The organism is Lysobacter sp. A286, assembly GCF_054052105.1.
Genome location: NZ_JBSVRJ010000001.1, coordinates 1,961,670 through 1,980,971, shown reverse-complemented (window position 1 = coordinate 1,980,971; position 19,302 = coordinate 1,961,670). Strand labels below are relative to the sequence as shown.

Annotated in this window: 25 protein-coding genes; 6 read left to right on the top strand and 19 right to left on the bottom strand. The window is 61.2% G+C overall.

Annotated features, from left to right (window positions below):
• The first annotated feature begins 159 nt into the window (after positions 1 to 159).
• Together ACW7G0_RS09165 and ACW7G0_RS09160 are read left to right on the top strand one after the other, a co-directional pair.
• Positions 160 to 1,197, top strand: coding sequence for a type IV pilus twitching motility protein PilT (locus ACW7G0_RS09165; RefSeq protein WP_456980177.1), 1,038 nt, complete (start codon positions 160 to 162; stop codon positions 1,195 to 1,197).
• A 51-nt stretch (positions 1,198 to 1,248) separates the two neighbouring features.
• Positions 1,249 to 2,388, top strand: coding sequence for a PilT/PilU family type 4a pilus ATPase (locus ACW7G0_RS09160; RefSeq protein ID WP_456989240.1), 1,140 nt, complete (start codon positions 1,249 to 1,251; stop codon positions 2,386 to 2,388).
• A 105-nt stretch (positions 2,389 to 2,493) separates the two neighbouring features.
• Here ACW7G0_RS09160 and ACW7G0_RS09155 read toward each other — a convergent pair whose 3' ends face one another.
• The 4 genes from ACW7G0_RS09155 to ACW7G0_RS09140 all read right to left on the bottom strand — a co-directional run bounded on the left by ACW7G0_RS09155 (position 2,494) and on the right by ACW7G0_RS09140 (position 6,315).
• The gene (locus ACW7G0_RS09155; protein WP_456989239.1) at positions 2,494 to 3,315 is read right to left on the bottom strand and encodes a DUF4377 domain-containing protein; all 822 of its coding nucleotides are present in this window, start codon (positions 3,313 to 3,315) and stop codon (positions 2,494 to 2,496) included.
• Between the two features lie 72 nt (positions 3,316 to 3,387).
• Positions 3,388 to 3,987, bottom strand: coding sequence for a DNA-3-methyladenine glycosylase I (locus ACW7G0_RS09150; protein ID WP_456989238.1), 600 nt, complete (start codon positions 3,985 to 3,987; stop codon positions 3,388 to 3,390).
• 40 nt (positions 3,988 to 4,027) lie between these two features.
• The gene (locus tag ACW7G0_RS09145; RefSeq protein ID WP_456960903.1) at positions 4,028 to 4,465 is read right to left on the bottom strand and encodes a response regulator; all 438 of its coding nucleotides are present in this window, start codon (positions 4,463 to 4,465) and stop codon (positions 4,028 to 4,030) included.
• A complete protein-coding gene (locus tag ACW7G0_RS09140; RefSeq protein WP_456989237.1) occupies positions 4,462 to 6,315 on the bottom strand; it encodes a sensor histidine kinase in 1,854 nt (617 codons plus the stop codon). Before ACW7G0_RS09140 ends, ACW7G0_RS09145 begins: the two co-directional genes overlap by 4 nt.
• 175 nt (positions 6,316 to 6,490) lie before the next feature.
• Between ACW7G0_RS09140 and ACW7G0_RS09135 the strand changes: the two genes are divergently transcribed.
• The 3 genes from ACW7G0_RS09135 to ACW7G0_RS09125 are packed head-to-tail and all read left to right on the top strand — an operon-like array spanning position 6,491 to position 8,534.
• On the top strand, positions 6,491 to 7,057 hold the full coding sequence (locus ACW7G0_RS09135) for a YqgE/AlgH family protein (RefSeq protein ID WP_456989236.1): 567 nt from the start codon (positions 6,491 to 6,493) through the stop codon (positions 7,055 to 7,057).
• Positions 7,054 to 7,581 (top strand): Holliday junction resolvase RuvX, encoded by a 528-nt coding sequence (gene ruvX / locus ACW7G0_RS09130; RefSeq protein WP_456989235.1) that lies wholly within the window; start codon positions 7,054 to 7,056, stop codon positions 7,579 to 7,581. Before ACW7G0_RS09135 ends, ruvX begins: the two co-directional genes overlap by 4 nt.
• Entirely contained in the window at positions 7,578 to 8,534 is a 957-nt protein-coding gene (locus tag ACW7G0_RS09125) for an aspartate carbamoyltransferase catalytic subunit (RefSeq protein ID WP_456989234.1), read from the top strand. The genes ruvX and ACW7G0_RS09125 overlap by 4 nt, the downstream gene beginning before the upstream one ends.
• Before the next feature lie 32 nt (positions 8,535 to 8,566).
• On the opposite strand, the gene ACW7G0_RS09120 is transcribed toward ACW7G0_RS09125, so the two are convergent.
• From ACW7G0_RS09120 to ACW7G0_RS09055, 14 genes are all read right to left on the bottom strand, one after another.
• Positions 8,567 to 9,439, bottom strand: coding sequence for a DNA ligase (locus tag ACW7G0_RS09120; RefSeq protein ID WP_456989233.1), 873 nt, complete (start codon positions 9,437 to 9,439; stop codon positions 8,567 to 8,569).
• A gap of 240 nt (positions 9,440 to 9,679) precedes the next feature.
• On the bottom strand, positions 9,680 to 10,138 hold the full coding sequence (locus ACW7G0_RS09115) for a hemerythrin domain-containing protein (protein WP_456960909.1): 459 nt from the start codon (positions 10,136 to 10,138) through the stop codon (positions 9,680 to 9,682).
• Between the two features lie 171 nt (positions 10,139 to 10,309).
• Entirely contained in the window at positions 10,310 to 10,693 is a 384-nt protein-coding gene (gene crcB / locus ACW7G0_RS09110) for a fluoride efflux transporter CrcB (protein ID WP_456989232.1), read from the bottom strand.
• A gap of 169 nt (positions 10,694 to 10,862) precedes the next feature.
• Entirely contained in the window at positions 10,863 to 11,147 is a 285-nt protein-coding gene (locus ACW7G0_RS09105) for an Mpo1-like protein (RefSeq protein ID WP_456989500.1), read from the bottom strand.
• Between the two features lie 147 nt (positions 11,148 to 11,294).
• Positions 11,295 to 11,687 carry a hypothetical protein gene (locus tag ACW7G0_RS09100; RefSeq protein ID WP_456989231.1) on the bottom strand — a complete coding sequence of 131 codons (393 nt, stop codon included), beginning with the start codon at positions 11,685 to 11,687 and terminating at the stop codon, positions 11,295 to 11,297.
• Between the two features lie 132 nt (positions 11,688 to 11,819).
• A complete protein-coding gene (locus ACW7G0_RS09095; protein ID WP_456989230.1) occupies positions 11,820 to 12,179 on the bottom strand; it encodes a VOC family protein in 360 nt (119 codons plus the stop codon).
• A gap of 132 nt (positions 12,180 to 12,311) precedes the next feature.
• Positions 12,312 to 12,710 (bottom strand): GFA family protein, encoded by a 399-nt coding sequence (locus ACW7G0_RS09090; RefSeq protein WP_456989229.1) that lies wholly within the window; start codon positions 12,708 to 12,710, stop codon positions 12,312 to 12,314.
• 28 nt (positions 12,711 to 12,738) lie between these two features.
• Positions 12,739 to 13,188, bottom strand: coding sequence for a nuclear transport factor 2 family protein (locus ACW7G0_RS09085; RefSeq protein ID WP_456989228.1), 450 nt, complete (start codon positions 13,186 to 13,188; stop codon positions 12,739 to 12,741).
• 37 nt (positions 13,189 to 13,225) lie between these two features.
• Positions 13,226 to 13,726: a GNAT family N-acetyltransferase gene (locus ACW7G0_RS09080; RefSeq protein WP_456989227.1), complete on the bottom strand. Its 501-nt coding sequence runs from the start codon at positions 13,724 to 13,726 to the stop codon at positions 13,226 to 13,228.
• 127 nt (positions 13,727 to 13,853) lie between these two features.
• On the bottom strand, positions 13,854 to 14,174 hold the full coding sequence (locus ACW7G0_RS09075; RefSeq protein WP_456989226.1) for a hypothetical protein: 321 nt from the start codon (positions 14,172 to 14,174) through the stop codon (positions 13,854 to 13,856).
• A gap of 58 nt (positions 14,175 to 14,232) precedes the next feature.
• Positions 14,233 to 14,766: a GNAT family N-acetyltransferase gene (locus ACW7G0_RS09070; RefSeq protein WP_456989225.1), complete on the bottom strand. Its 534-nt coding sequence runs from the start codon at positions 14,764 to 14,766 to the stop codon at positions 14,233 to 14,235.
• Between the two features lie 49 nt (positions 14,767 to 14,815).
• Positions 14,816 to 15,229 (bottom strand): DUF6326 family protein, encoded by a 414-nt coding sequence (locus ACW7G0_RS09065; RefSeq protein ID WP_456989224.1) that lies wholly within the window; start codon positions 15,227 to 15,229, stop codon positions 14,816 to 14,818.
• 227 nt (positions 15,230 to 15,456) lie between these two features.
• Positions 15,457 to 16,209 (bottom strand): NAD(P)H-dependent oxidoreductase, encoded by a 753-nt coding sequence (locus ACW7G0_RS09060; protein ID WP_456989223.1) that lies wholly within the window; start codon positions 16,207 to 16,209, stop codon positions 15,457 to 15,459.
• 92 nt (positions 16,210 to 16,301) lie between these two features.
• Complete coding sequence (locus ACW7G0_RS09055) at positions 16,302 to 16,628, bottom strand: excalibur calcium-binding domain-containing protein (RefSeq protein WP_456989222.1); 327 nt, start codon at positions 16,626 to 16,628, stop codon at positions 16,302 to 16,304.
• A 182-nt stretch (positions 16,629 to 16,810) separates the two neighbouring features.
• Between ACW7G0_RS09055 and ACW7G0_RS09050 the strand changes: the two genes are divergently transcribed.
• Positions 16,811 to 17,809, top strand: coding sequence for an integron integrase (locus ACW7G0_RS09050; RefSeq protein ID WP_456989499.1), 999 nt, complete (start codon positions 16,811 to 16,813; stop codon positions 17,807 to 17,809).
• Between the two features lie 69 nt (positions 17,810 to 17,878).
• On the opposite strand, the gene mgtE is transcribed toward ACW7G0_RS09050, so the two are convergent.
• Positions 17,879 to 19,240, bottom strand: coding sequence for a magnesium transporter (mgtE, locus tag ACW7G0_RS09045; RefSeq protein WP_456960945.1), 1,362 nt, complete (start codon positions 19,238 to 19,240; stop codon positions 17,879 to 17,881).
• Positions 19,241 to 19,302: the final 62 nt, after the last annotated feature.

Here is a 19,302-nt window from a genome sequence, read left to right as displayed (position 1 = left end):
CCGATCCTGTGATGAAAGACAGGGTTGACGACGCGGGTCCGGGGCTATACTGCTGGCCAAGGGGCTTTCAAGTGCCAGCCAACAAACGACTGCCGGCGTTCCGGGCGGGGGTCGTTGATATGCGGCGGGACAAACCATCCACGGTGTTGGGGAACATATATGGATATTGCCGAACTATTGGCATTTTCGGTCAAGAACAAGGCATCCGACCTGCATCTGTCCGCAGGCATGCCGCCGATGATCCGGGTTGACGGTGACGTCCGCCGGATCAATATCCCGGCGCTGGACCACAAGTCCGTGCACGCGTTGATCTACGACATCATGTCGGACAAGCAGCGGCGCGACTTCGAGGAGTTCCTCGAGGTCGATTTCTCGTTCGAGATTCCCGGCCTTGCCCGCTTCCGTGTCAATGCGTTCAACCAGAACCGCGGCGCCGGTGCGGTGTTCCGCACGATTCCCTCCGAAGTGCTGACCCTGGAAGACCTGGGTACTCCGCGCATCTTCAAGGAGCTGATCGACCAGCCGCAGGGCCTGATCCTGGTCACCGGCCCGACCGGCTCGGGCAAGTCGACCACGCTGGCGGCGATGATCGACCACATCAACAAGAACGAGTACGCGCACATATTGTCGGTTGAAGACCCGATCGAGTTCGTGCACACCTCGCAGAAATGCCTGATCAACCAGCGCGAAGTCCACCGCGATACCCATGGCTTCAGCGAAGCATTGCGCTCGGCGCTGCGTGAGGATCCCGACTACATCCTGGTGGGCGAGTTGCGCGACCTGGAGACGATCCGCCTGGCGCTGACTGCCGCGGAAACCGGCCATCTGGTATTTGGCACCTTGCATACCAGCTCGGCGGCCAAGACGGTCGACCGCATCATCGACGTGTTTCCCGCCGGCGAGAAGCCGATGGTGCGGTCGATGCTGTCGGAGTCCCTGCGTGCGGTGATCAGCCAGGCGCTGCTGAAGAAGGTCGGCGGCGGGCGTACGGCCGCATGGGAAATCATGGTCGGCACCCCGGCCATCCGCAACCTGATCCGCGAGGACAAGGTCGCGCAGATGTACTCGTCGATCCAGACCGGCCAGAACGCCGGAATGATGACCCTCGACCAGCACCTGCAAGACCTGGTGAAGCGTGGCCTGATCCTGCGTCCGCAAGCCCGCGAGTACGCCAAGGACAAGCGCCTGTTCGACTGATCACGACATCAGCCGGCGGGCATCGGGTCCGGCGGCAAGGGGAATACCGCAATGAGCACCGCCGAAAGCATCGACTTCACCTCGTTCCTCAAGTTGATGGCGCACGAGAAAGCGTCCGACTTGTTTATCACTGCCGGCATGGCGCCGCAGATGAAGGTCAACGGCACCCTGCAGCCGATCACCCAGAATCCGTTGACGCCACAGCAGAGTCGTGACCTGGTGCTCAACGTGATGAACCCGACGCAGCGCGAGGAGTTCGAGAAGACCCACGAGGCCAACTTCGCGATCGGCCTGGCCAACGTCGGGCGCTTCCGGGTGAGCTGCTTCTATCAGCGCAACCAGGTAGGAATGGTGTTGAGGCGGATCGAGACCAAGATCCCGACCATCGAGGAGCTCGGCCTGCCGCCGGTGATCAAGACCCTGGCGATGACCAAGCGCGGCATCATCCTGTTCGTCGGTGCGACCGGTACCGGCAAGTCGACGTCACTGGCGGCGATGATCGGCTATCGCAACCAGAACTCGAGCGGCCACATCATCACCATCGAAGACCCGATCGAATTCGTGCACAAGCACGAGGGCTGCATCATCACCCAGCGCGAGGTCGGCATCGACACCGACAGCTGGGAGAACGCGCTCAAGAACACCCTGCGCCAGGCACCGGACGTGATCATGATCGGTGAGGTGCGCACCCGCGAAGGCATGGACCATGCGATCGCCTTTGCCGAGACCGGCCACCTGGTGCTGTGCACGCTGCACGCCAACAACGCCAACCAGGCGATGGACCGGATGATCAACTTCTTCCCGGAGGATCGTCGCAGCCAGTTGTTGATGGATCTGTCGCTGAACCTCAAGGGTGTCGTGGCGCAGCAGCTGATTCCGACCCCGGACGGCAAGAGCCGACGGGTTGCGATGGAGATATTGCTGGGCACGCCGCTGGTCCAGGACTACATCCGCGACGGTGAAATCCACAAGCTCAAGGAAGTGATGAAGGAGTCCACCCAGTTGGGTATGCGTACCTTCGACCAGGCCTTGTTCGAGCTCTACCAGGCCGGCGAGATCAGCTACGACGATGCGCTGCGCTATGCCGACTCGCAGAACGAGGTGCGGCTGCGCATCAAGCTGGCCCAGAGTGGCGATGCCCGAACCCTGTCAGCGGGCATGGAAGGCGTTGAGATCGCCGAGACGCGTTGAGGCGTGGCATGTTGGTCGGCGTTGAATGCCGGCGACACCAGAACCCTTGATAAAAAAACAGCCGGGCGATCAACCCGGTTGTTTTTATTTTTCATTTTTCATTTATCAGGGCGTGACGCGCTCGGACTCGACCACCATGTCCAGCACGTACGCGATTGACGAGCCGTCGGCGGGTGGGTTGGCGATGGTGAATTGCTTCAACCGCACTACATTGCGGATGCCCGGCTCGTGCGTGTAACCCTCGATATCCTGGTATAGCGGCTCCCATTCCCCGGGCGTACCGACGACCAGGCCGTTCTCGTCATACGTCCGCTTGCGCACCTGCAGGCAGGACTTGTCGGGAATCAGGGGGTGATTGCAAGGTTTGGTCTGCGCGGCGACTTCCAAAAACACCTGCTCGCCTTCGCTGCCGTAGCGCGTTTCGGCCGTGGGCTTGCCGACGAATACCAGGACGTCGCCGCTGGTGGTGGTCAGGTTCAGTTGGGCGGTGTCGCCATCTTGTTGTACGGCAATGGTTGCCGGATCGGCCAGGCGATCACCGACGGCATCGTCAAGTGCGGCCAGTGCGGTGTCGGTGCACGCCATCATGGTTTGCGCCAGCCGGTCTACCTGCAGGTGTTCGCCATCGATGCTGAAGCCGCCGCTCATCGAGTTGCAGGTATTGCTGATCTGGATGCGGCTGTCGGTGAAGTCCAGTTGCACCGGTTGGTCGGGGCGGACGAGCAGGGCGTCGATGCGCTGGCCGTTGGCGTCGGTGGCCTGATCAAGCTGCCAGTGGTAACGCCCAAGCAACGCGGCATCCACGATTTGTCCGACCGCCGCGTCCGCGACTGACGCATTGATGGCCGGCGGCTGGGTGGTGTCGGGTGCGGTTGGCGCGGAACACGCCGCGAGCATCAGTGGAAACAGCAACATCAATGGCTTCATGGACGCTCCTTTGGGGGACATCGCCGGAGGCGACAGAGGCGTCGATACTACTTCACGCCAACGCCTCCAAAATTACCGCGGAGCAACCGCCCAGGGCGCACCGGCTGCAATGGCCCGTGCATGCACCGGACAATCGTCCCGATGTGCGCCTGGCAGGTAGCCCAGGCTCATCAGGAACTCGCCGGTGATCTCGCCGCCGGTGAAACGGAACGTCTGCTTGAACAGCTTGACCCAGGCAGGCTTGTCGCGGCGCACGCCATCGACCATGACGTGTGCGTCCAGCCAGTCCGCGAAGCTGCCGTGGGTGCTGCGCAGTTGCTGGATGACCCGTGCGTTGTGGATCGCTGCGTCCACCTTCAGCCGGTTGCGGATGATCCCGGCATCCGCCAACAGGCGCGCGCGATCCTGCTCGCCATAGGCCGCCACCAGGTCGACATCAAAGTCATGGTAAGCGGCGCGAAAATTATCCCGTTTGGCGAGGATCGTCAGCCAGCTCAATCCGGCCTGGTTGATTTCCAGTACCAGCCGCTCGAACAGCGCCGCCTGGTCACGTTGCACGAAACCGTACTCATTATCGTGGTACGGCCCATGCAAGGGATGGCCGGGAGCGCTGGCGCAGTAGTCCGACGGCGGCTCCTGGTTGGCCTGCACAAGGGAGTCGAGTGAGTTCATGTTCACCGCATTGCGTCAGGTGGGCGCGGGCCCGGAGCGGTTATTCCGATGGCACTTCGTTGAATATTGCCCAGAACTGGCCAAGTGTCTTCACCGCCGTGAAAAACTGATCGATATCCACCGGCTTGACCACGTACGCGTTGACGCCCAAATCCCAACTGCGTGCCAGGTCACTCTCCTCGCTGGAGGAGGTCAGCATCACCACCGGTATACGCCGTAGCGACTCGTCGTCGCGCATCTTTTGCAGCACTTCCAGGCCATCCATCCGCGGCATCTTGATATCGAGCAGAAGCACGGCCGGGTCGCCGTCCTTGCGGTCGGCCCAGCGGCCGCGGCGCAGGAGGTAGTCCAGCGTCTCGACGCCGTCCTCTACATGGACGACGTGGTTGATGAGGTTGGCCTCGCGCAGGGCATCCATCGCCATTTCGGCATCGGCGGGACTGTCTTCTGCCAACAAGATGGTGCGGATCGGATTCATGCGTTGTGGTCTCGGTCAGGGGTGTTGTCAAGGGTGGAAGGAAGCACGAAATGGAAGGTCGCGCCAACGTCTGGTGTGGCGTCGGCCCAGACCCGGCCAGTATGGCGCGTTATCACCCGGCGAACGCTCGCCAGGCCGATGCCGGTACCGGGGAATTCGGAGGCCTTGTGCATGCGCTGGAACACCCCGAACAGCTTCCCTGCATATTGCATATCGAAGCCGGTGCCGTTGTCGCGCACGCTGAAGTGATGACTGCCATCTTGCATGCGTTCGTGGTCGACTTCGATCACGGACGGTTCGCGTCCGGAGCTGTACTTGACCGCGTTGCCCAGCAGGTTGAGCCAGACTTGGCGGAGCATGTTCTCGTCACCGATGAGGATGGGCAGCGGCGCGATACGCCAGGTGATCTGGTGATCGGGCGCGTCGATGGCCGTGTTGGCTTCGAGCATTGCACGGGTTTCGGACACCATGGACTGCATGTCTACCGCCTGCAGTCGCAAAGCACTGCGCCCCAGGCGGGAGTAAACCAGCAGGTCGTCGATCAGCGACGCCATGCGCTTGGCCGAGCTGCCGATGACATCGAGGTAGTGGCGACCCTTGTCGTCGAGTTCATCACCCAGATGCTGGCCGAGTTTGTCGGCAAAGCCGGCCACATGCCGCAACGGGGCGCGCAGGTCATGCGATACCGAATAGCTGAATGCCTCCAGCTCCCGGTTGACTTCCGATACCTGCTCGATCTTGCCTTCCAGCTGACTGTTGAGTTCGCGGATGTGGTTCTCGGTGGCCTTCCGCGCGGTGATGTCACTGACGGTGATCAACACCACCTGATCCTCGCTGCCCGGTAGCGGCATGCGCCGGGCATTGATGAGCATGACCCGGTCGCTGCCATCGCTGGTGCGCTGGCGCTGCTCGTAATCCCACAACTCCCGGTTGCGCTTCAGTACGTCGTTCAGGCGTTGCAGGAATACCGGATCTTGCCAGGCGCCGCCGCCAATCTCCGCCAAAGGGCGACCGTGGAAAACCTCCGCATTCGCCAACTCCGGGTCAGCATCCTCACGGCCCTCGATTTCGGGCTGGCCATACAGCTCGGTGAACGCAGTGTTGTGCATCACTACGCGTTGGCCGGCGTCAATCGCCACGATCGGTTCACGCACCGTCTGCAAAGCCGATTCTGCGCGGGCGTTGGCACCTTGCAACGCCCGCTCGGTGTGCAGATTGCGAACGCTCTGGGCTTGCGACAAGTATGTCAGCAGACCCAGCAGCGCCAGTTGCGCGATCATGGCCACCCAGATCAGGCCAACGCCTTGGCCACGCAGGCGTTGCGCGATGTCGATGTGCTGGTCGAGACGCTCCTGTTCCCGGTCAAGGATCTGCGCGGTAATCGACTGGATCGGATAACGGGTGATGATCTCTTCGACCCTGGCGAATTGCTGATCCCGGCCGGTACTGTGCGTGGTCTCATCGACCAGGCGACGGCGTTGCTCCAGGGTGCTTTTCAACTGGCCCATGGCCAGCTGCTGCTTTGGATCTTCCCGCGTGAGTTGAACCAGCTTGGCGAACTTCTCCGGGATCTGCGCGGTGCTGTCCTGCAGGCGGCTGCGAACCAGCGGCGTGTCGATACCGGCGGCGAGCGCCAGTGTGGCGGCCTCGGTATTGCGCACGTCATACGTCAACGAGTGGATCATCGCCTCCACGTTGCGGATGTGGTTGACCCGGTCAGCGGCTTCGAAGTTTCCGCGCATCACCGAGTACAACAGGGCCATGGGCAGCACGACAATCAGCAGGATGGCAGCCGCCAGCGCCGGCAGTCGCCACCGCTTCCATCGTCCGCTGCGCGCGGTCATCGGCATATTGTTATTGCTCCCCTGTCGGTGTTGTCGTCCCCGTCACCGCCATTGCATGGGCCGGACCCAAGACCCCGGCATCATCGCGTTTGGTTTCGAGCAAATCAACAATGCGTCATCGCGGATCAGTCCCGTGTGAATACCCGTTGGCTTGGCGGATGCGCAGGCTAGAATGCTGGCCATGAGTCCTGTCGCCACCCCACTTGCCAATCAGTTGCTGATCGCCTTGCCGTCCCTGGGCGACAGCCCGTTCTCGCGCAGCGTCGCCCTGATCTGCCAGCACGACGCTGATGGGGCGATGGGCATCGTGGTCAACCGCACCTCCGAATACTGCCTGGGCGACGTGCTGGGGCAGATGGATGTCGACGGTGGCAGCGATGACATGCGCGCCCAGCCCGTGCTGGCCGGCGGGCCGGTCCACCCCGAGCGTGGTTTTGTCCTGCACGATGGCGGTGGCCAATGGGACTCGACGCTGTCAATCAGCCCGTCATTGTTCCTGAGCACCTCCCGCGACATCCTGGAAGCGATGGCGCGCGGGGAGGGTCCGGCCAACGCGTTGGTCGCATTGGGTTGCGCCGGGTGGGGGTCCGGCCAGCTTGAACAGGAGTTGGCCGAAAACGACTGGTTGACCGCTCCCGCCGACACCGAATTGTTGTTTTCCCTGCCATTGGACGTCCGTTGGGAAGCCGCCGCCGGTCGCATCGGGGTGGATTTTGCCCACCTGGCGTCCTACTCCGGGCGCGCATGAGTGCCAGCACGCCCGCGTCGGATCCAGGGACGGCGGAGATCCGCCACGACGGCACCGTGTTTGGTTTCGATGTGGGCTCCCGCCGGATCGGCGTCGCCGTGGGCAACCGCTTCGGTCATCACGCACGTCCGTTGGCGGTTATCGGCGTACATGGACACGGTCCGGACTGGGTCACGCCAGACTGGATCATGCTGGACCGGTTGCGCAGTCAATGGCTCCCCGACGGCATGGTCGTGGGTGACCCGCTGACCCTGGATGGTGGCAGCCAGCCGGCCAGGGTCCGGGCGCACGCTTTTGCGCGTGAGCTGCAGGCGCGGTACCGGCTGCCCGTGGTGCTGGTCGACGAACGCTCCAGCTCGATCGAGGCGGCACAGCGTTTTGCCGATGATCGGGCCCAGGGCCGCAAGCGGCGCAAGGATGCGCAAACGCTGGATGCGGTTGCCGCCGCGGTCATTGTCGAGCGCTGGTTGGCCGCACCCGATGACGCCATATCCATCAGCCAGATTGGCCAAGAGAACACATGACTGTCACCACGCATCATCCAGAGGCCTCCGGTCCGACCAGTCGGCATTTGCTGACCCTGGAGGACATGCCGCGCAAGCAGCTTGTCGCGCTGCTCGACCACGCCCAGCGTTATGCCGATGGCCAGGACAACCGTCATTCGCTTGCCGGTATTGCTATTTGCACATTGTTTTTCGAGGCGTCCACCCGCACCCGGCTGAGCTTCCAGCTCGCGGCTCAAAGGCTGGGTGCCGACGTGCTCAATTTCGATGTGTCCACGTCCTCCACCCGCAAAGGTGAAACGGCCAGTGACACCCTCAGGACCATCGAAGCGATGGGCGTGCGCGGGTTCGTGGTGCGTCATCAGGACAATGGCGCGGTAGCGGCGCTTGCCGCCGACGCGGGCGCGCAGACCTCGCTGGTGAACGCTGGCGATGGCCGCAACGCCCATCCCACCCAGGGTTTGCTCGACATGCTGACGCTGCGGCAAGCCAAGGGTGAGGACTTTGCCGGGCTCAAGGTACTGATCGTCGGTGACGTCAAACACTCGCGCGTGGCCCGTTCCGATCTGGATGCCTTGCGCACCCTGGGGGCCGGTGAGATCCGCGTCTGTGGGCCCGAGGGGTTGTTGCCGGGTGCATCCAGCCTCCCGGGTTGCCGCGTCCTCCACGACCTGGACGCCGCCCTGGATGGCGTCGATGTCGTGATGATGCTGCGCCTGCAGCGCGAACGGATGGCGGATGGCCTGGTCAACTCGCTGGATGATTACCACCGCGATTACGGACTCACTGCCGCGCGTCTGCGCCGGGCCGCACCGGACGCGGTGGTGACGCACCCGGGCCCGATCAATCGTGGCGTCGAGATCACCGACGAGGTGGCCGATGGACCGCAATCACTGGTCCTGCAACAAGTCCGCAACGGTGTCGCCGTGCGGATGGCGGTACTGGAAAGCCTGCTGAAGGCCTCAGCGGCGTAGTTCCGGCCCGCATCGCGGCTACCGGGTGATCATCACTCGGGGTCGGGAGGCGGCAGCAAATGGCGGATGTGCAGGAACCGCGCAAAACGCGGCACACCGTTGGATGTCAATCCGTTGTATCGATAGGTGACATGGCTCCCCACCGGTGGGGGTTCCGCCCGCTCTACATCGGTGAAGCCGCTGCCGATGCGGAACCGGAGTCCGTCGGGTCGCTCAACGATCAACGCGCCGAGCAGGCCCGCATATTTTCCGCGCCCGTCCGTATGGCCGACCACTCGTGCTTCGGCATCCTGGTAGGGCTTGTACTTGAGCAGATCATCACTGCGGCCAAACGCATATTTCGCCAGCCGATGGTGCAGCATCAGCCCCTCGCCGCCGGCCGCGACTACCGCATCGAACCGCTCGTCGAGTTCCCCGGCATTGGCGACCCGGACCTGGGCCATCGGTTGCAGCCAGTCGATATCGGCCTGGGCAAGCACGGAGCGTATCTGTAGCACTCGCGTTCCAAACGGCTCGGTGGATGCGGGCAGGTCGAACACCATGAACCGCACCTGCCGCCAAGCCTCCTCATCCGGCTCGGTGGAGCGCACGACACCGCTGACGTCGGAGAACCGTCCGCGACCCATCCACAATTCGCCATCCATCGCCATCGCCGGCCAATCAGCGGTGAACCAGTCCGGGGGTTCAACCCGGTATCCCCCGCGGGTACGCAGCATCGTGCCATCCCAACGGCCGCGCACCCCATCCAGTTTTTCGCTGATCCAGTACTCGGACACGTCGACCCCGGCCTCGTAGGTCGTCGCGAGCATCAATGCGGGGGGTGTGGGCTCGGCTGCGCGCAACGACGGGCCGGGCAGGAGCAAAAACAGCAAGCAGGACAACAGGTGCAGGGCACGCAGGGGCATGGTCTCATCCTTGAGTTGGTGGCGGAAGATCGGATACTTGAGGCTGGGTCAAATGGGTCCGGAAAGGTACACACTTATAGCACCCGGGCCGGACAGCACCTCGCCGTTGTTACCCAGTGCGGGATGGCTGGCGCCGTTCTCGATCACTGTCCGCGACCGCGAGGGGAGGCCCAGCGCCTGCTCCCGGAGCTCAACGTTCTCGGCATTCGCGTCGTAGAGGGTGACGTAGAAGTCGGACGCTCACGCCGTTTCCAACTGCTTGCGCATCCGCGCGTAATCGCGCCGGTACTGCCCGGCCAGGCGGGTCTTCTGCGCCTCGCTGAGGATCTTCCCGGACATCTGGAAGAACTTCTTCTCCTCCTCGCGCAGGTGATGGTGCACCTCGTGCGACAGCTCGCGGGCCTTCTCGATCCAGGCATCGCCATCGGGCGCCAACGCCTGCACGTCGGCGACCAGCTCGTCGATCTGGTGGTGCTCGTGCAAGGCATGCCGGGCCGAGTCCAGGCCGGCGTCGTCCATCAGCATCGGGGCGTAGAGGTAGCGCTCCTCGGCGGCCTCGTGCGCCTCCAGCTCCACCCGCACGTCCTTGAACAGGCTGATCCGCGCCTGCGTGCCCGGCTTGCTGCGCAACAACTTGCGCAACAACGCGCGCTGGGTTTCGTGGCTTTCACGCAGGGCGTCATAGAGGGTGTTGGACATGGCGGGAGCTCCGGGAGTGGCGGAGAACCGACCATGCCCGAACCAACGTCAAGACCGTGCAACAGGCCCGGATCAACCGGTAAATTGGTCCGACCCGCATTCGAACAGATCACCCGGGTATTCATTGATGTTGCGGTTCTTTCGCAATGCCGTTTCGGAAGCGAGCATGCCTCAGCGCGGGAGCATTGAGATGAGCTTGAGGCCCAGCCAAACCGCAGTGATACCAAGGACTACGCTGGCACCAGCATACAATGCAGCCACCCAGAACTCCCCGCGACGTACAAGAAACACGGCATCCAGGCCGAACGCGGAAAAGGTTGTGAACCCACCGAGCAGGCCGGTGAAGAGAAATAGCCTTGTGCCAGGGCCAAACAAGTCATACCGCTCGGCGAGACCGGCAAGAACGCCTATGACCAGACAGCCAAGAATGTTGACCGCGAACGTGCTGTAAGGAAAGCGCTCCTGCGCTGTCAGGTGCAGCACCAGGCCACCAAGCTTGTATCGTGCGACCGAACCGAGGAACCCTCCGAGACCGACTAGCAACATGCTTTTCATGCTTGGGGACACACCATGGACGCGGCGTAGGTAATGGCGCCGGATGCCGCGCCAATGACAAAACTCTCGGATAGTTGCTGCATATCTTCACCTTGGCACTTAACGCCAGATTCAAGCAAATCCCCGTAGCGGAGCCGACTTGAGCGAATGCTGGCTGCGGGCAGTCGTTCTACAGCTTGATTCGGCCACGCAAAACGTCAAACCACATGTACCAGTCGCCCGCAAAACTGTAGAGCGGATGTGTGAACGTCGCTGGCCTGTTGTGCTCAAAGAAGAAATGCCCAACCCAGGCCCATGCGTAGCCCTGCACGATGGCGACAACTATCAGCCACCAGTTACCGGTATATACAGCGTAGGCAGCAATGAGCAGCGCGAGGGTTGTCCCTGCAAAGTGAAGCCGTCTGCAGGTTCTATTGGTGTGTTGACCAAGATAGAACGGATAAAACTCGTTCATGCTGCGAAATTTTGTAGGTGATGTGGTCACGACAATTATCCCGCAGTCTAACGCTTGAGTTAAGCCAACTTGAGTAGCGGAGCCGACAACGTGGCAAGCTTTTTCTGCCGTGCTGGTGGAGCGAAGCAGGTCGGCTTGAACGAATTGTTAGGCCTCACCTGCGAGCTTCCTTTGCATGTGGTCTATCACTTGGCCATGTTCATGCTGCGGGCTGAAAAGCACCACCTCAGCATCTTTCTCGACTCGCACCGTATGGCCAGGAGGCCAGAAGAACATATCACCAGAACCCACAGACTCATGGTTCCCATCTTTGTACGTAACGATGATCTCGCCTTCTATTAGATAACCCCAATGCGGGGCTTGGCAAAGATCGTCTTTGAGTCCTTGAAGCAATGGAGCGATGTCCGTGCCTTGTCCAAGCGAGAAATACTCTGCTCCAATAGCTCCATAACCACTGGCATCACCGAAATCTGGAATCTGTCGGGCCGTGGCGCCCGGAACAGTGATACGTGCTGGAATATCAGTCTTTGCGATGCGCATGTCACACCTCAACTAGCGGAATTGGATGCCCCAGTCCTCTGCAACGGGTAGATCCAAGCTGTGCGGACATGTGTGCGTTAGGCATCACTTGCCCGCGAGCATCAAAGCGTCACCTGCGGCTTGAACGCATTGTTAGGCCTCAGGCTCCGACCACACGGCAAGCTCGTTGCCGCCGGGCTCTGTGAAATGGAACCTGCGACCACCTGGGAAGGAAAAGATTGGCTTGACCACTTTGCCGCCAGAAGCTTCGACCTGGCCGAGCGTACCTTCAAGGTCTTCGCTGAAGAGGACGATGAGAGCGCTCCCGGCTTCCGTGCGAGCCGCCAGGTCAGATCTAAAGAAGCCGCCGTCTAGCCCTTGATCCGAGAATGCGGTGTAGTCAGGACCGTAATCCTCGAACGTCCAGCCGAACGCCTGCTCAAAGAAGCGCTTCGTCTCCGTGAGGTCTCTCGACGGGTACTCAACGTAGTTGATCTTCTCGTGTCTCGGCATAGCAACCTCCTGAGGCCCAACGCCTGAGTTAAGCCGACCCGCACCGCGAAGAACAGGAGAACGACGCGCTTGCCGATGCGGCAGTGTTCCCGAAGCCGCGAAGCGGGTTCGGCTTGAACGAATTGTTAGGCCTCAACCCCGATCCGCTGGATGGTTGACGCCATCATTGGTTGGAATATTTGGAATTGCAAACGGGTTGACGCCCTCCAGGCAGCCAACGTTGTAGCCGTATTGGTCTGGGTTGGAGCGACGCTGATGATGTGTGTAGATGCCGCAATTGGCGCAGAAATAGTGCTTTGAGGTGTGTGTATTGAATTGGTAGAGCTTCAGATGCTCTGCGCCTTTGACGATGCGGATGCCGTTCAAGGATACCGAAGCGACAACCGCGCCTTTGCGCCGGCAGATGGAACAGTCACAGCGGCGCGGATTGACGATGCCGTCCGGCAGATCGATCTCGAACTCCACTGAGCCACAGTGACAAGTTGCCCGGTGCTTGGGCTGAATCTTGACGCCGCCAACTTCCTTGAGCACTGAGAGTCTCCCCTGTTAGGTTGCGAACTCATTGACCTTTGCCGTCTGGCTGCGGCATTTCGGTGACTTGGTGAGAAATCATTTGCCAGCGGCCGTCCTGGAAGGACCAAACATGGATGAAACGTTCGTGGATCGTCGCGCCTGCCTCAGGAATGACCCAGACTCCGCTGATGCGGCCAGTCTGGCCAAACTGTTTGACCTCAACGTCTTGGGCCGACACGGAAGGAAGCCAGTCTTGGTTACCCTTAAGCCAAGCCACGCGGGTCGGCTTGTCCTGCACCTTTCCCGTAGGGCCGATGAACAAGTGGTCCTCAGCAAGAAGGGATGCAGCTTTGGCCGTATCGCCAAACCGCGACGCCGAAAAGTAGGCGTCGGACGCTGCAGTCAATGAAGGGTACGTCTTGGGCTCAACGGGCGTCGAAGTGCAGGCAGTAAGGATGAAGGCCGTGCATAGCAGCGCCACAAACTGGATGCGCATAGAACTCTCCCTGGCAACGTAACGCCTGAACGAATTGTTAGACCTTGGCTGCGAACGAGTCATGGTATGAAACCGTGCCGGAAGGCACCGAACCGTTGAACGAAATGGCCTGGAAGTACTCTGCCGGTACGTCGGGTAGTGCCAGCGATGGCTCCGCGTTGAAGCCGAAGCGCGAGTAGTAGATGGGCTCACCAAGTACAACGCATCCGGCAGCGCCTAGGGTACGCAGTTCCGTCAGCGCATGCTCCATGAGTTGAGCGCCAATTCCGTGTCCTTGGCGCTCTGGCGCAACGGAGATTGGCCCGAGCCCATACCACCCGGAGGTGCCGCTGGAGATAGCTACGGGCGAGACGGCGACATGTCCAATAACCGCGTCATTGTCCTCTGCAACTAGAGAGACAGTGAGCTGACCGGAGCCGCGCAGCGCCCTGACAATGAACTGTTCGGTATGGCTGGTATGAGCGGCGCTCTGAAACGCCGCGACAGTCACGGCCTCAATAGCTGCGGTATCCGATGGGCTTTCCTTTCGGATTCTCATGATGCTTGGTCCAAGGTCTAACGCTTGAGTTAACCCGACCTGCGTAGTGGAGCCAAAGGCATGGCAAGCTTTTCCTGCCATGCCTTTGGTGTAACGAAGCGGTTTCGGCTTGAGCGAATTGTTAGGCCTACCGTACCTCAACTTCTAAGTACCAGCTTGCGTACGGCGTGTTCTTGACCAAGTGCCGATTGAAGTCCTTGGTTCCGTCGGTCCACCAAACACGACCGCGCTCACCCAGGGAGATCTTGGCTGAATTCACTGTGCTACGAGCCACAGCGAGCCGATCTTGATCTTGGGCTCGACCGGCACCTTTGACTTCCCGGCGCGCATTCATGAGGTCGCCTACGAGCTTAGAACGAACGTCCGGCGCGAGGCTCGGGTTAGCAGCTCGCCACAGACGGCCTCGAACCACGAGGTAGCGACCATCAGGGGTGATGAGTGGTTCCAAGTAGGTCTAACGCCTGAGTTAAGCCGAACCGCGAAGCGGCTTCGGTTTGAATGAATTGTTAGCCCTCAGCCTTGCGCACTGAGAACAGATGCTCTGTACAAATCTCACCCTTGTACTCAGCCTGTCGCGTGTCCATGTGGCGCATGCCTGAGTGCGCCAAGACCGCGAGGCACGCCAAATTACGGACATCCGTGCTTGCCACAACTTCAGCGACGGCGGTGGCCGAGAACAAGAGCTCTATCAACCCGCGTACGCACTCAGCGCCATACCCGTTCCCCTGAACCACGGGGGTGATGCTAAGGCCAAACTCTGCTTGTAAACAGTCAGGAGAAATCCATACACCAATATCACCGATCAATAAATCGCTCTTCAGGTAGGCAATTGCCAACTGTCGCCATGTGTCAGGCGCATGGCTGGTTTGGCTGGCTTGAGACCGCAGGAAGTCTGAAGCCTCCCATAGCGTCATTGGTTCCCAGCCTTGGTACCTGGCGACAACTGGATCACTGCGATACGCGTGAAAGGCATCAAGATCGTCTGGCCGCAGGGTGCGGAGGCGCAAGCGTTCCAGGCTGTGTGGCAATCTCTCAAACATTGGGGGACCGGGTATGAGGGCTAACGCCTGAGTCGGCTTGAACGAATTGTTAGGCGGCATCTGCTTTAGGCCACCGCCATGCGATCCAGATTATGGTGGCGGTGAGTGCCGCCTCCACTACTGCGAAAATTTTGTAAAAATACCACTGAACTACGAACGCTAGAAGAACCATAATCAAGGTGTATATGACACCAAAGACGAGGTTCAAGAGCCTGCTCGCCGTCGGTCGCAGCACGACCGATAGAAATACCATCGTACTTGGGACTATGAGTAGCACCCCCGCGCCAAGAAGCGTCCACTGCGAGACGGGACCGAACGGCCCAGCCCCCTCGAGGATGCTCTGCACCTTACCCGGCACATAGAGGTCGAAGTAGTCACAATAGATGTAGCACAGGACGGTAGCGGCCCAAGCAGCACTGAGTTTTAGTGGGGTTGGCACGTCAAAAGCTTTGAGTCGCATCATGGAAAATCCCTTAAGTTTTAGAGTGCCTGACGGATGCTACTTTCCCTTGCAAATAGAGCAAAGTGACACAAGCCGCTGTGACCAATGGCATGCCGCCTAACGCTTGAGTTAACCCGACCTGCGTAGTGGAGCCAACCACATGGCAAGCTTTATCTGCCATGTGGTGGGTGGGACGAAGTGGGTTCGGGTTGAACGAATTGTTAGGGCACTCTTGCGCCATAGGGAGGCTACCAGACGTTTCTTTGCACGCCGGATCTGGCAACGACCCCAGGCTTCAGTCTTTCATCAGCGCCGTAGTCTTCAGCGGGATGGAAGAACAACCGAGGCGTATCACCGATTGTCTCTAGCCGCCGCTCGTAAGCCGCAAGTTGCTCAGCACGGCCAGCGTCGCCCATTTTGCCGGGCATGTGCGCAACATATGGAGGAAGGACATCAAATCCTGCGTATCGCAGCAATCCATTGTGTATGGGCCAAAGAACTGTAAGTAAGCTCCCATCAATGCCATCAGGAGCGTATGTCTCCGCCGAGGTGCCCGTCGTACTCGCCACCATCGCTAGCTTATTCTTGAATACGCCGGTGTCATACTTACGACCCGTATGGTAAGCAAACCCTCTAGCAAATACGCGATCAAACCAGCCCTTTAGAATTGCTGGCGGACCAAACCACCAGATTGGAAACTGCAAGATTAGAAGGTCGGCTTGTACCAGCTTGTCCTGCTCTGCTTTTATCTCGGGCGCGATAGTTCCTTGTGCCATCGCATGGGTCTGCTCACGTGCAATGCTGAGCCGATCCGGATCGGAGCGATCACCTGTAAAGTCATGAGGGCCTGTTACAGGATTCCAGCCCATCGCGTAGAGGTCAGATACTTGTACGTCATGACCTTGCGACGTCAGCGTGTTTACTGCCAAGTCCTTCATTGAGCCGTTAAACGACGAAGGTTCAGGATGAGCGTAAACAATGAGAACTTTCATGATGGTCATGAGGAATTGGTTGAGTGCCCTAACGCCTGAATTAAGCCGCGCCGCGAAGCGGTGTCGGCTTGAATGAATTGTTAGGCCGCACCGCGAGCAAGCTACTCACAGCCGACCCCATCATTGTCACGGTCCAGATGCGAACCGTACCCCGGATCGCCGCGTCGCACTGGCGCTGCGCCCGCGGCTCGAGCCGCCGCGCAGTTGCGAAATGAGCCTTGCGTGGAACCAGCTGGCGCGGCTCTCGCAGGAGCAAGGTCTTGGCGGGACGCTGCCGGTGCCTGGGCCGAACTGCCCCGATGGCAGTGATAGTCGCCTGTGCTTCTATTGGTGTGGCACCCCTCGCTGTTCAAGCCGCCGCTATGTCCAACGACCACCCCTGGAGCGAGAAGCAGAGCGATAAACACCGATTTTATTGGACTAGGCATGCACCCCCCGTGCGGCCTAACGCTTATTCGAGCCCCTAAAAGGAGCGTAGTCCCGAGTATGCCGCCCGTGGGAGTGTCCGCCAAGGGCAGAAAACCTACAGTACATCAAGTGCTTGGCCGACATCGGCCCGGCTTCGGTTCTGTCAGGCTCCGGTGTGTTATCCGACATGGATGGGGTTTTTATGGATTACGCCAGCAAGGATGCGGGTGTAAGCGGAACGGGCCGACCGCGCCTGCTGGACCAGGTGCGTCGGCGGTTGCGTCTTCGGCATTACAGTCTGCGCACGGAGCAGGCGTATGTGGCGTGGATCCGGCGCTTCATCCTGGCCAATGGGAAACGGCATCCGCGAGAGATGGGCGGGGTCGAGGTGGAGCGATTCCTGAGCGGGTTGGCGACGGAGGGGCGGGTAGCCGCGGGAACGCAGAACCAGGCATTGGCAGCATTGTTGTTCCTGTACCGCGAGGTCCTGGACGTTGAGCTGCCGTGGATGGAGTCGGTGGTTCGGGCAAAGCGGCCGCGGAAAATTCCGGTGGTGCTGTCGCGCGATGAGGTCAATCGGATGCTGGCCGTGCTGGAAGGCACGCCCTGGTTGATGGCGGCGATGCTCTACGGGACCGGCATGCGGCTGATGGAGTGTGTGCGGCTGCGGGTGAAGGATGTGGACTTCGGTCGTGGCGAGATATGTGTGCGCGACGGCAAGGGTGGCAAGGACCGACGCGTGCCGCTGCCGATGAAGCTGCGCACGCCGCTGTTGGAGAGCGTTGAGCGCGTGCGGGTGATTCATGAGGGCGACCAGGCTGACGGCGTGGCCTCGGTCTGGTTGCCCAATGCGCTGGATCGCAAGTATCCCAACGCTGGACGGGAGCTGGGTTGGCAATACGTGTTCGCCGCGACGCGGCTGTCGGTGGATCCGCGCAGTGGGCGGCTGCGCCGCCATCATGTCGATGAGAGCGTATTGCAACGTGCGGTGAAGCGGGCGCGCGATCTGGCGCGCATCCGCAAGCCGGCCACGTGCCATACCCTGCGTCACTCGTTCGCCACCCATCTGCTGGAGGCCGGACACGACATCCGCACGGTGCAGGAGCTGCTCGGCCACAAGGACGTGGCGACCACGCAGATCTATACCCACGTCCTGGGTCGCGGAGCGGGCGGGGTGCTCAGCCCGTTGGATCGCGATTGAATGAGCATGAGAGCGAACGGGAAGCCGGCCTTCCGAGGGGCGCGCCGTCCGTTTGCCACCGCCCGGGCTTCAGTTCAGCAACACCAGGGTCGCCAGCCCCAGGAAACTCAGGAACCCCATCACGTCGGTGATCGTGGTCAGCAGAACCCCACCGGCCAATGCCGGGTCAAAGCCCATCCGCTTCAGGCTCAGTGGGACCAGTACACCGCCGGCGGCGGCGGTCAGCAGGTTGATGGTCAGGGCGACGCCGATCACCAGCGACAACATCGGGTCGCGGAACCACAGCAGTACGATAACTCCCAATCCGATGCCCAGGCACAGGCCGTTGATCAGGGCGACGGCAAGTTCCTTGCGCAGCAGCTCGCCGACGTTGGAGGCGCCGATCTGGCCCAGGGCCAGTCCCCGGATCATCAGCGCAAGTACCTGGGTGCCGGCATTGCCACCCATCCCCGCCACGATCGGCATCAGGATCGCCAGTGCGACGATCTTCTCGATCGAGCCTTCGAAGCGACCAATCACGCCGGCCGCCAAGAACGCCGTGCACAGGTTTACACCGAGCCAGATCAACCGGCGTCGGAACGCGCGCCGGGCCGGGCTGAACATGTCCTCGTCCTCGTCCAGGCCTGCCGCGCTCAAGGCCTGGTGTTCGGCTTGTTCGCGGATGATGTCGACCACGTCATCGACGGTGATGCGGCCCAGCAAGGTGTGGGTGTCATCGACCACCGGTGCGCTCAGCCAGTCGTGATCGGAGAACTGGCGGGCCACCTCGTTCGCCGATTCGTCCACGTCGAATGCCGGCTGCTCGTCGTCGAGCAGGCGGTTGATCGGCGTGGACGGTTCGTGGGTCAGCAATGCGGCCAGGGCGATCCGGCCGCGGTACTGATGGCGCCGACTGACCACGTAGAGGTGGTCGGTGTGTTCGGGCAGCTCGCCGCGCAGGCGCAGGAAGCGCAGCACCACGTCGACGGTGGTGTCGGCGCGCACGGTCACCACGTCGGGGTTCATCAGGCGCCCGGCGGTGCCTTCGGGGTAGGAAAGCACCTGCTCGAGGCGCTCGCGGTTTTCCCGGTCCATCGACTTGAGCACTTCATCGATGACGGTGTCGGGCAGGTCTTCGACCAGGTCGGCAAGGTCATCGATGTCGAGGTCGCCGACCGCGGCGATGATCTCGTCGGGGTCCATGTCCGCCAGCAGGCTTTCGCGCACCTCGTCGCCGACGTGGACCAGGACCTCACCGTCGTCCTCGGGATCCACCAGTCCCCAGACGATGACCCGCTTGCCCAGCGGCAGCGATTCCAGCAGGTTGCCGATCTCGGCCGGGGAAAGGGTATTGACGAGCCGTCGTACCGGGCCCAGGCGCCCGCTGTCGAGGGCGTCGGAGAGCATCCGCAACTGATGCGAGGTCTTGTCGTGGCGGACGGCTTCGGCCATGCGTGCTCCTGGTCAGGAAGCCGCACCCGCGCCGGATGCGACCAGCTTCATGTGGTCATCGA

Excerpts from the sequence above, each read along its gene's own strand:
- ACW7G0_RS09165 (WP_456980177.1), top strand. The coding sequence starts at position 160 with ATGGATATTGCCGAACTATTGGCATTTTCGGTCAAGAACAAGGCATCC.
- ACW7G0_RS09160 (WP_456989240.1), top strand. The coding sequence starts at position 1,249 with ATGAGCACCGCCGAAAGCATCGACTTCACCTCGTTCCTCAAGTTGATG.
- ACW7G0_RS09155 (WP_456989239.1), bottom strand. The coding sequence starts at position 3,315 with ATGAAGCCATTGATGTTGCTGTTTCCACTGATGCTCGCGGCGTGTTCC.
- ACW7G0_RS09150 (WP_456989238.1), bottom strand. The coding sequence starts at position 3,987 with ATGAACTCACTCGACTCCCTTGTGCAGGCCAACCAGGAGCCGCCGTCG.
- ACW7G0_RS09145 (WP_456960903.1), bottom strand. The coding sequence starts at position 4,465 with ATGAATCCGATCCGCACCATCTTGTTGGCAGAAGACAGTCCCGCCGAT.
- ACW7G0_RS09140 (WP_456989237.1), bottom strand. The coding sequence starts at position 6,315 with ATGCCGATGACCGCGCGCAGCGGACGATGGAAGCGGTGGCGACTGCCG.
- ACW7G0_RS09135 (WP_456989236.1), top strand. The coding sequence starts at position 6,491 with ATGAGTCCTGTCGCCACCCCACTTGCCAATCAGTTGCTGATCGCCTTG.
- ruvX (WP_456989235.1), top strand. The coding sequence starts at position 7,054 with ATGAGTGCCAGCACGCCCGCGTCGGATCCAGGGACGGCGGAGATCCGC.
- ACW7G0_RS09125 (WP_456989234.1), top strand. The coding sequence starts at position 7,578 with ATGACTGTCACCACGCATCATCCAGAGGCCTCCGGTCCGACCAGTCGG.
- ACW7G0_RS09120 (WP_456989233.1), bottom strand. The coding sequence starts at position 9,439 with ATGCCCCTGCGTGCCCTGCACCTGTTGTCCTGCTTGCTGTTTTTGCTC.
- ACW7G0_RS09115 (WP_456960909.1), bottom strand. The coding sequence starts at position 10,138 with ATGTCCAACACCCTCTATGACGCCCTGCGTGAAAGCCACGAAACCCAG.
- crcB (WP_456989232.1), bottom strand. The coding sequence starts at position 10,693 with ATGAAAAGCATGTTGCTAGTCGGTCTCGGAGGGTTCCTCGGTTCGGTC.
- ACW7G0_RS09105 (WP_456989500.1), bottom strand. The coding sequence starts at position 11,147 with ATGAACGAGTTTTATCCGTTCTATCTTGGTCAACACACCAATAGAACC.
- ACW7G0_RS09100 (WP_456989231.1), bottom strand. The coding sequence starts at position 11,687 with ATGCGCATCGCAAAGACTGATATTCCAGCACGTATCACTGTTCCGGGC.
- ACW7G0_RS09095 (WP_456989230.1), bottom strand. The coding sequence starts at position 12,179 with ATGCCGAGACACGAGAAGATCAACTACGTTGAGTACCCGTCGAGAGAC.
- ACW7G0_RS09085 (WP_456989228.1), bottom strand. The coding sequence starts at position 13,188 with ATGCGCATCCAGTTTGTGGCGCTGCTATGCACGGCCTTCATCCTTACT.
- ACW7G0_RS09080 (WP_456989227.1), bottom strand. The coding sequence starts at position 13,726 with ATGAGAATCCGAAAGGAAAGCCCATCGGATACCGCAGCTATTGAGGCC.
- ACW7G0_RS09070 (WP_456989225.1), bottom strand. The coding sequence starts at position 14,766 with ATGTTTGAGAGATTGCCACACAGCCTGGAACGCTTGCGCCTCCGCACC.
- ACW7G0_RS09065 (WP_456989224.1), bottom strand. The coding sequence starts at position 15,229 with ATGATGCGACTCAAAGCTTTTGACGTGCCAACCCCACTAAAACTCAGT.
- ACW7G0_RS09060 (WP_456989223.1), bottom strand. The coding sequence starts at position 16,209 with ATGACCATCATGAAAGTTCTCATTGTTTACGCTCATCCTGAACCTTCG.
- ACW7G0_RS09055 (WP_456989222.1), bottom strand. The coding sequence starts at position 16,628 with ATGCCTAGTCCAATAAAATCGGTGTTTATCGCTCTGCTTCTCGCTCCA.
- ACW7G0_RS09050 (WP_456989499.1), top strand. The coding sequence starts at position 16,811 with ATGGATTACGCCAGCAAGGATGCGGGTGTAAGCGGAACGGGCCGACCG.
- mgtE (WP_456960945.1), bottom strand. The coding sequence starts at position 19,240 with ATGGCCGAAGCCGTCCGCCACGACAAGACCTCGCATCAGTTGCGGATG.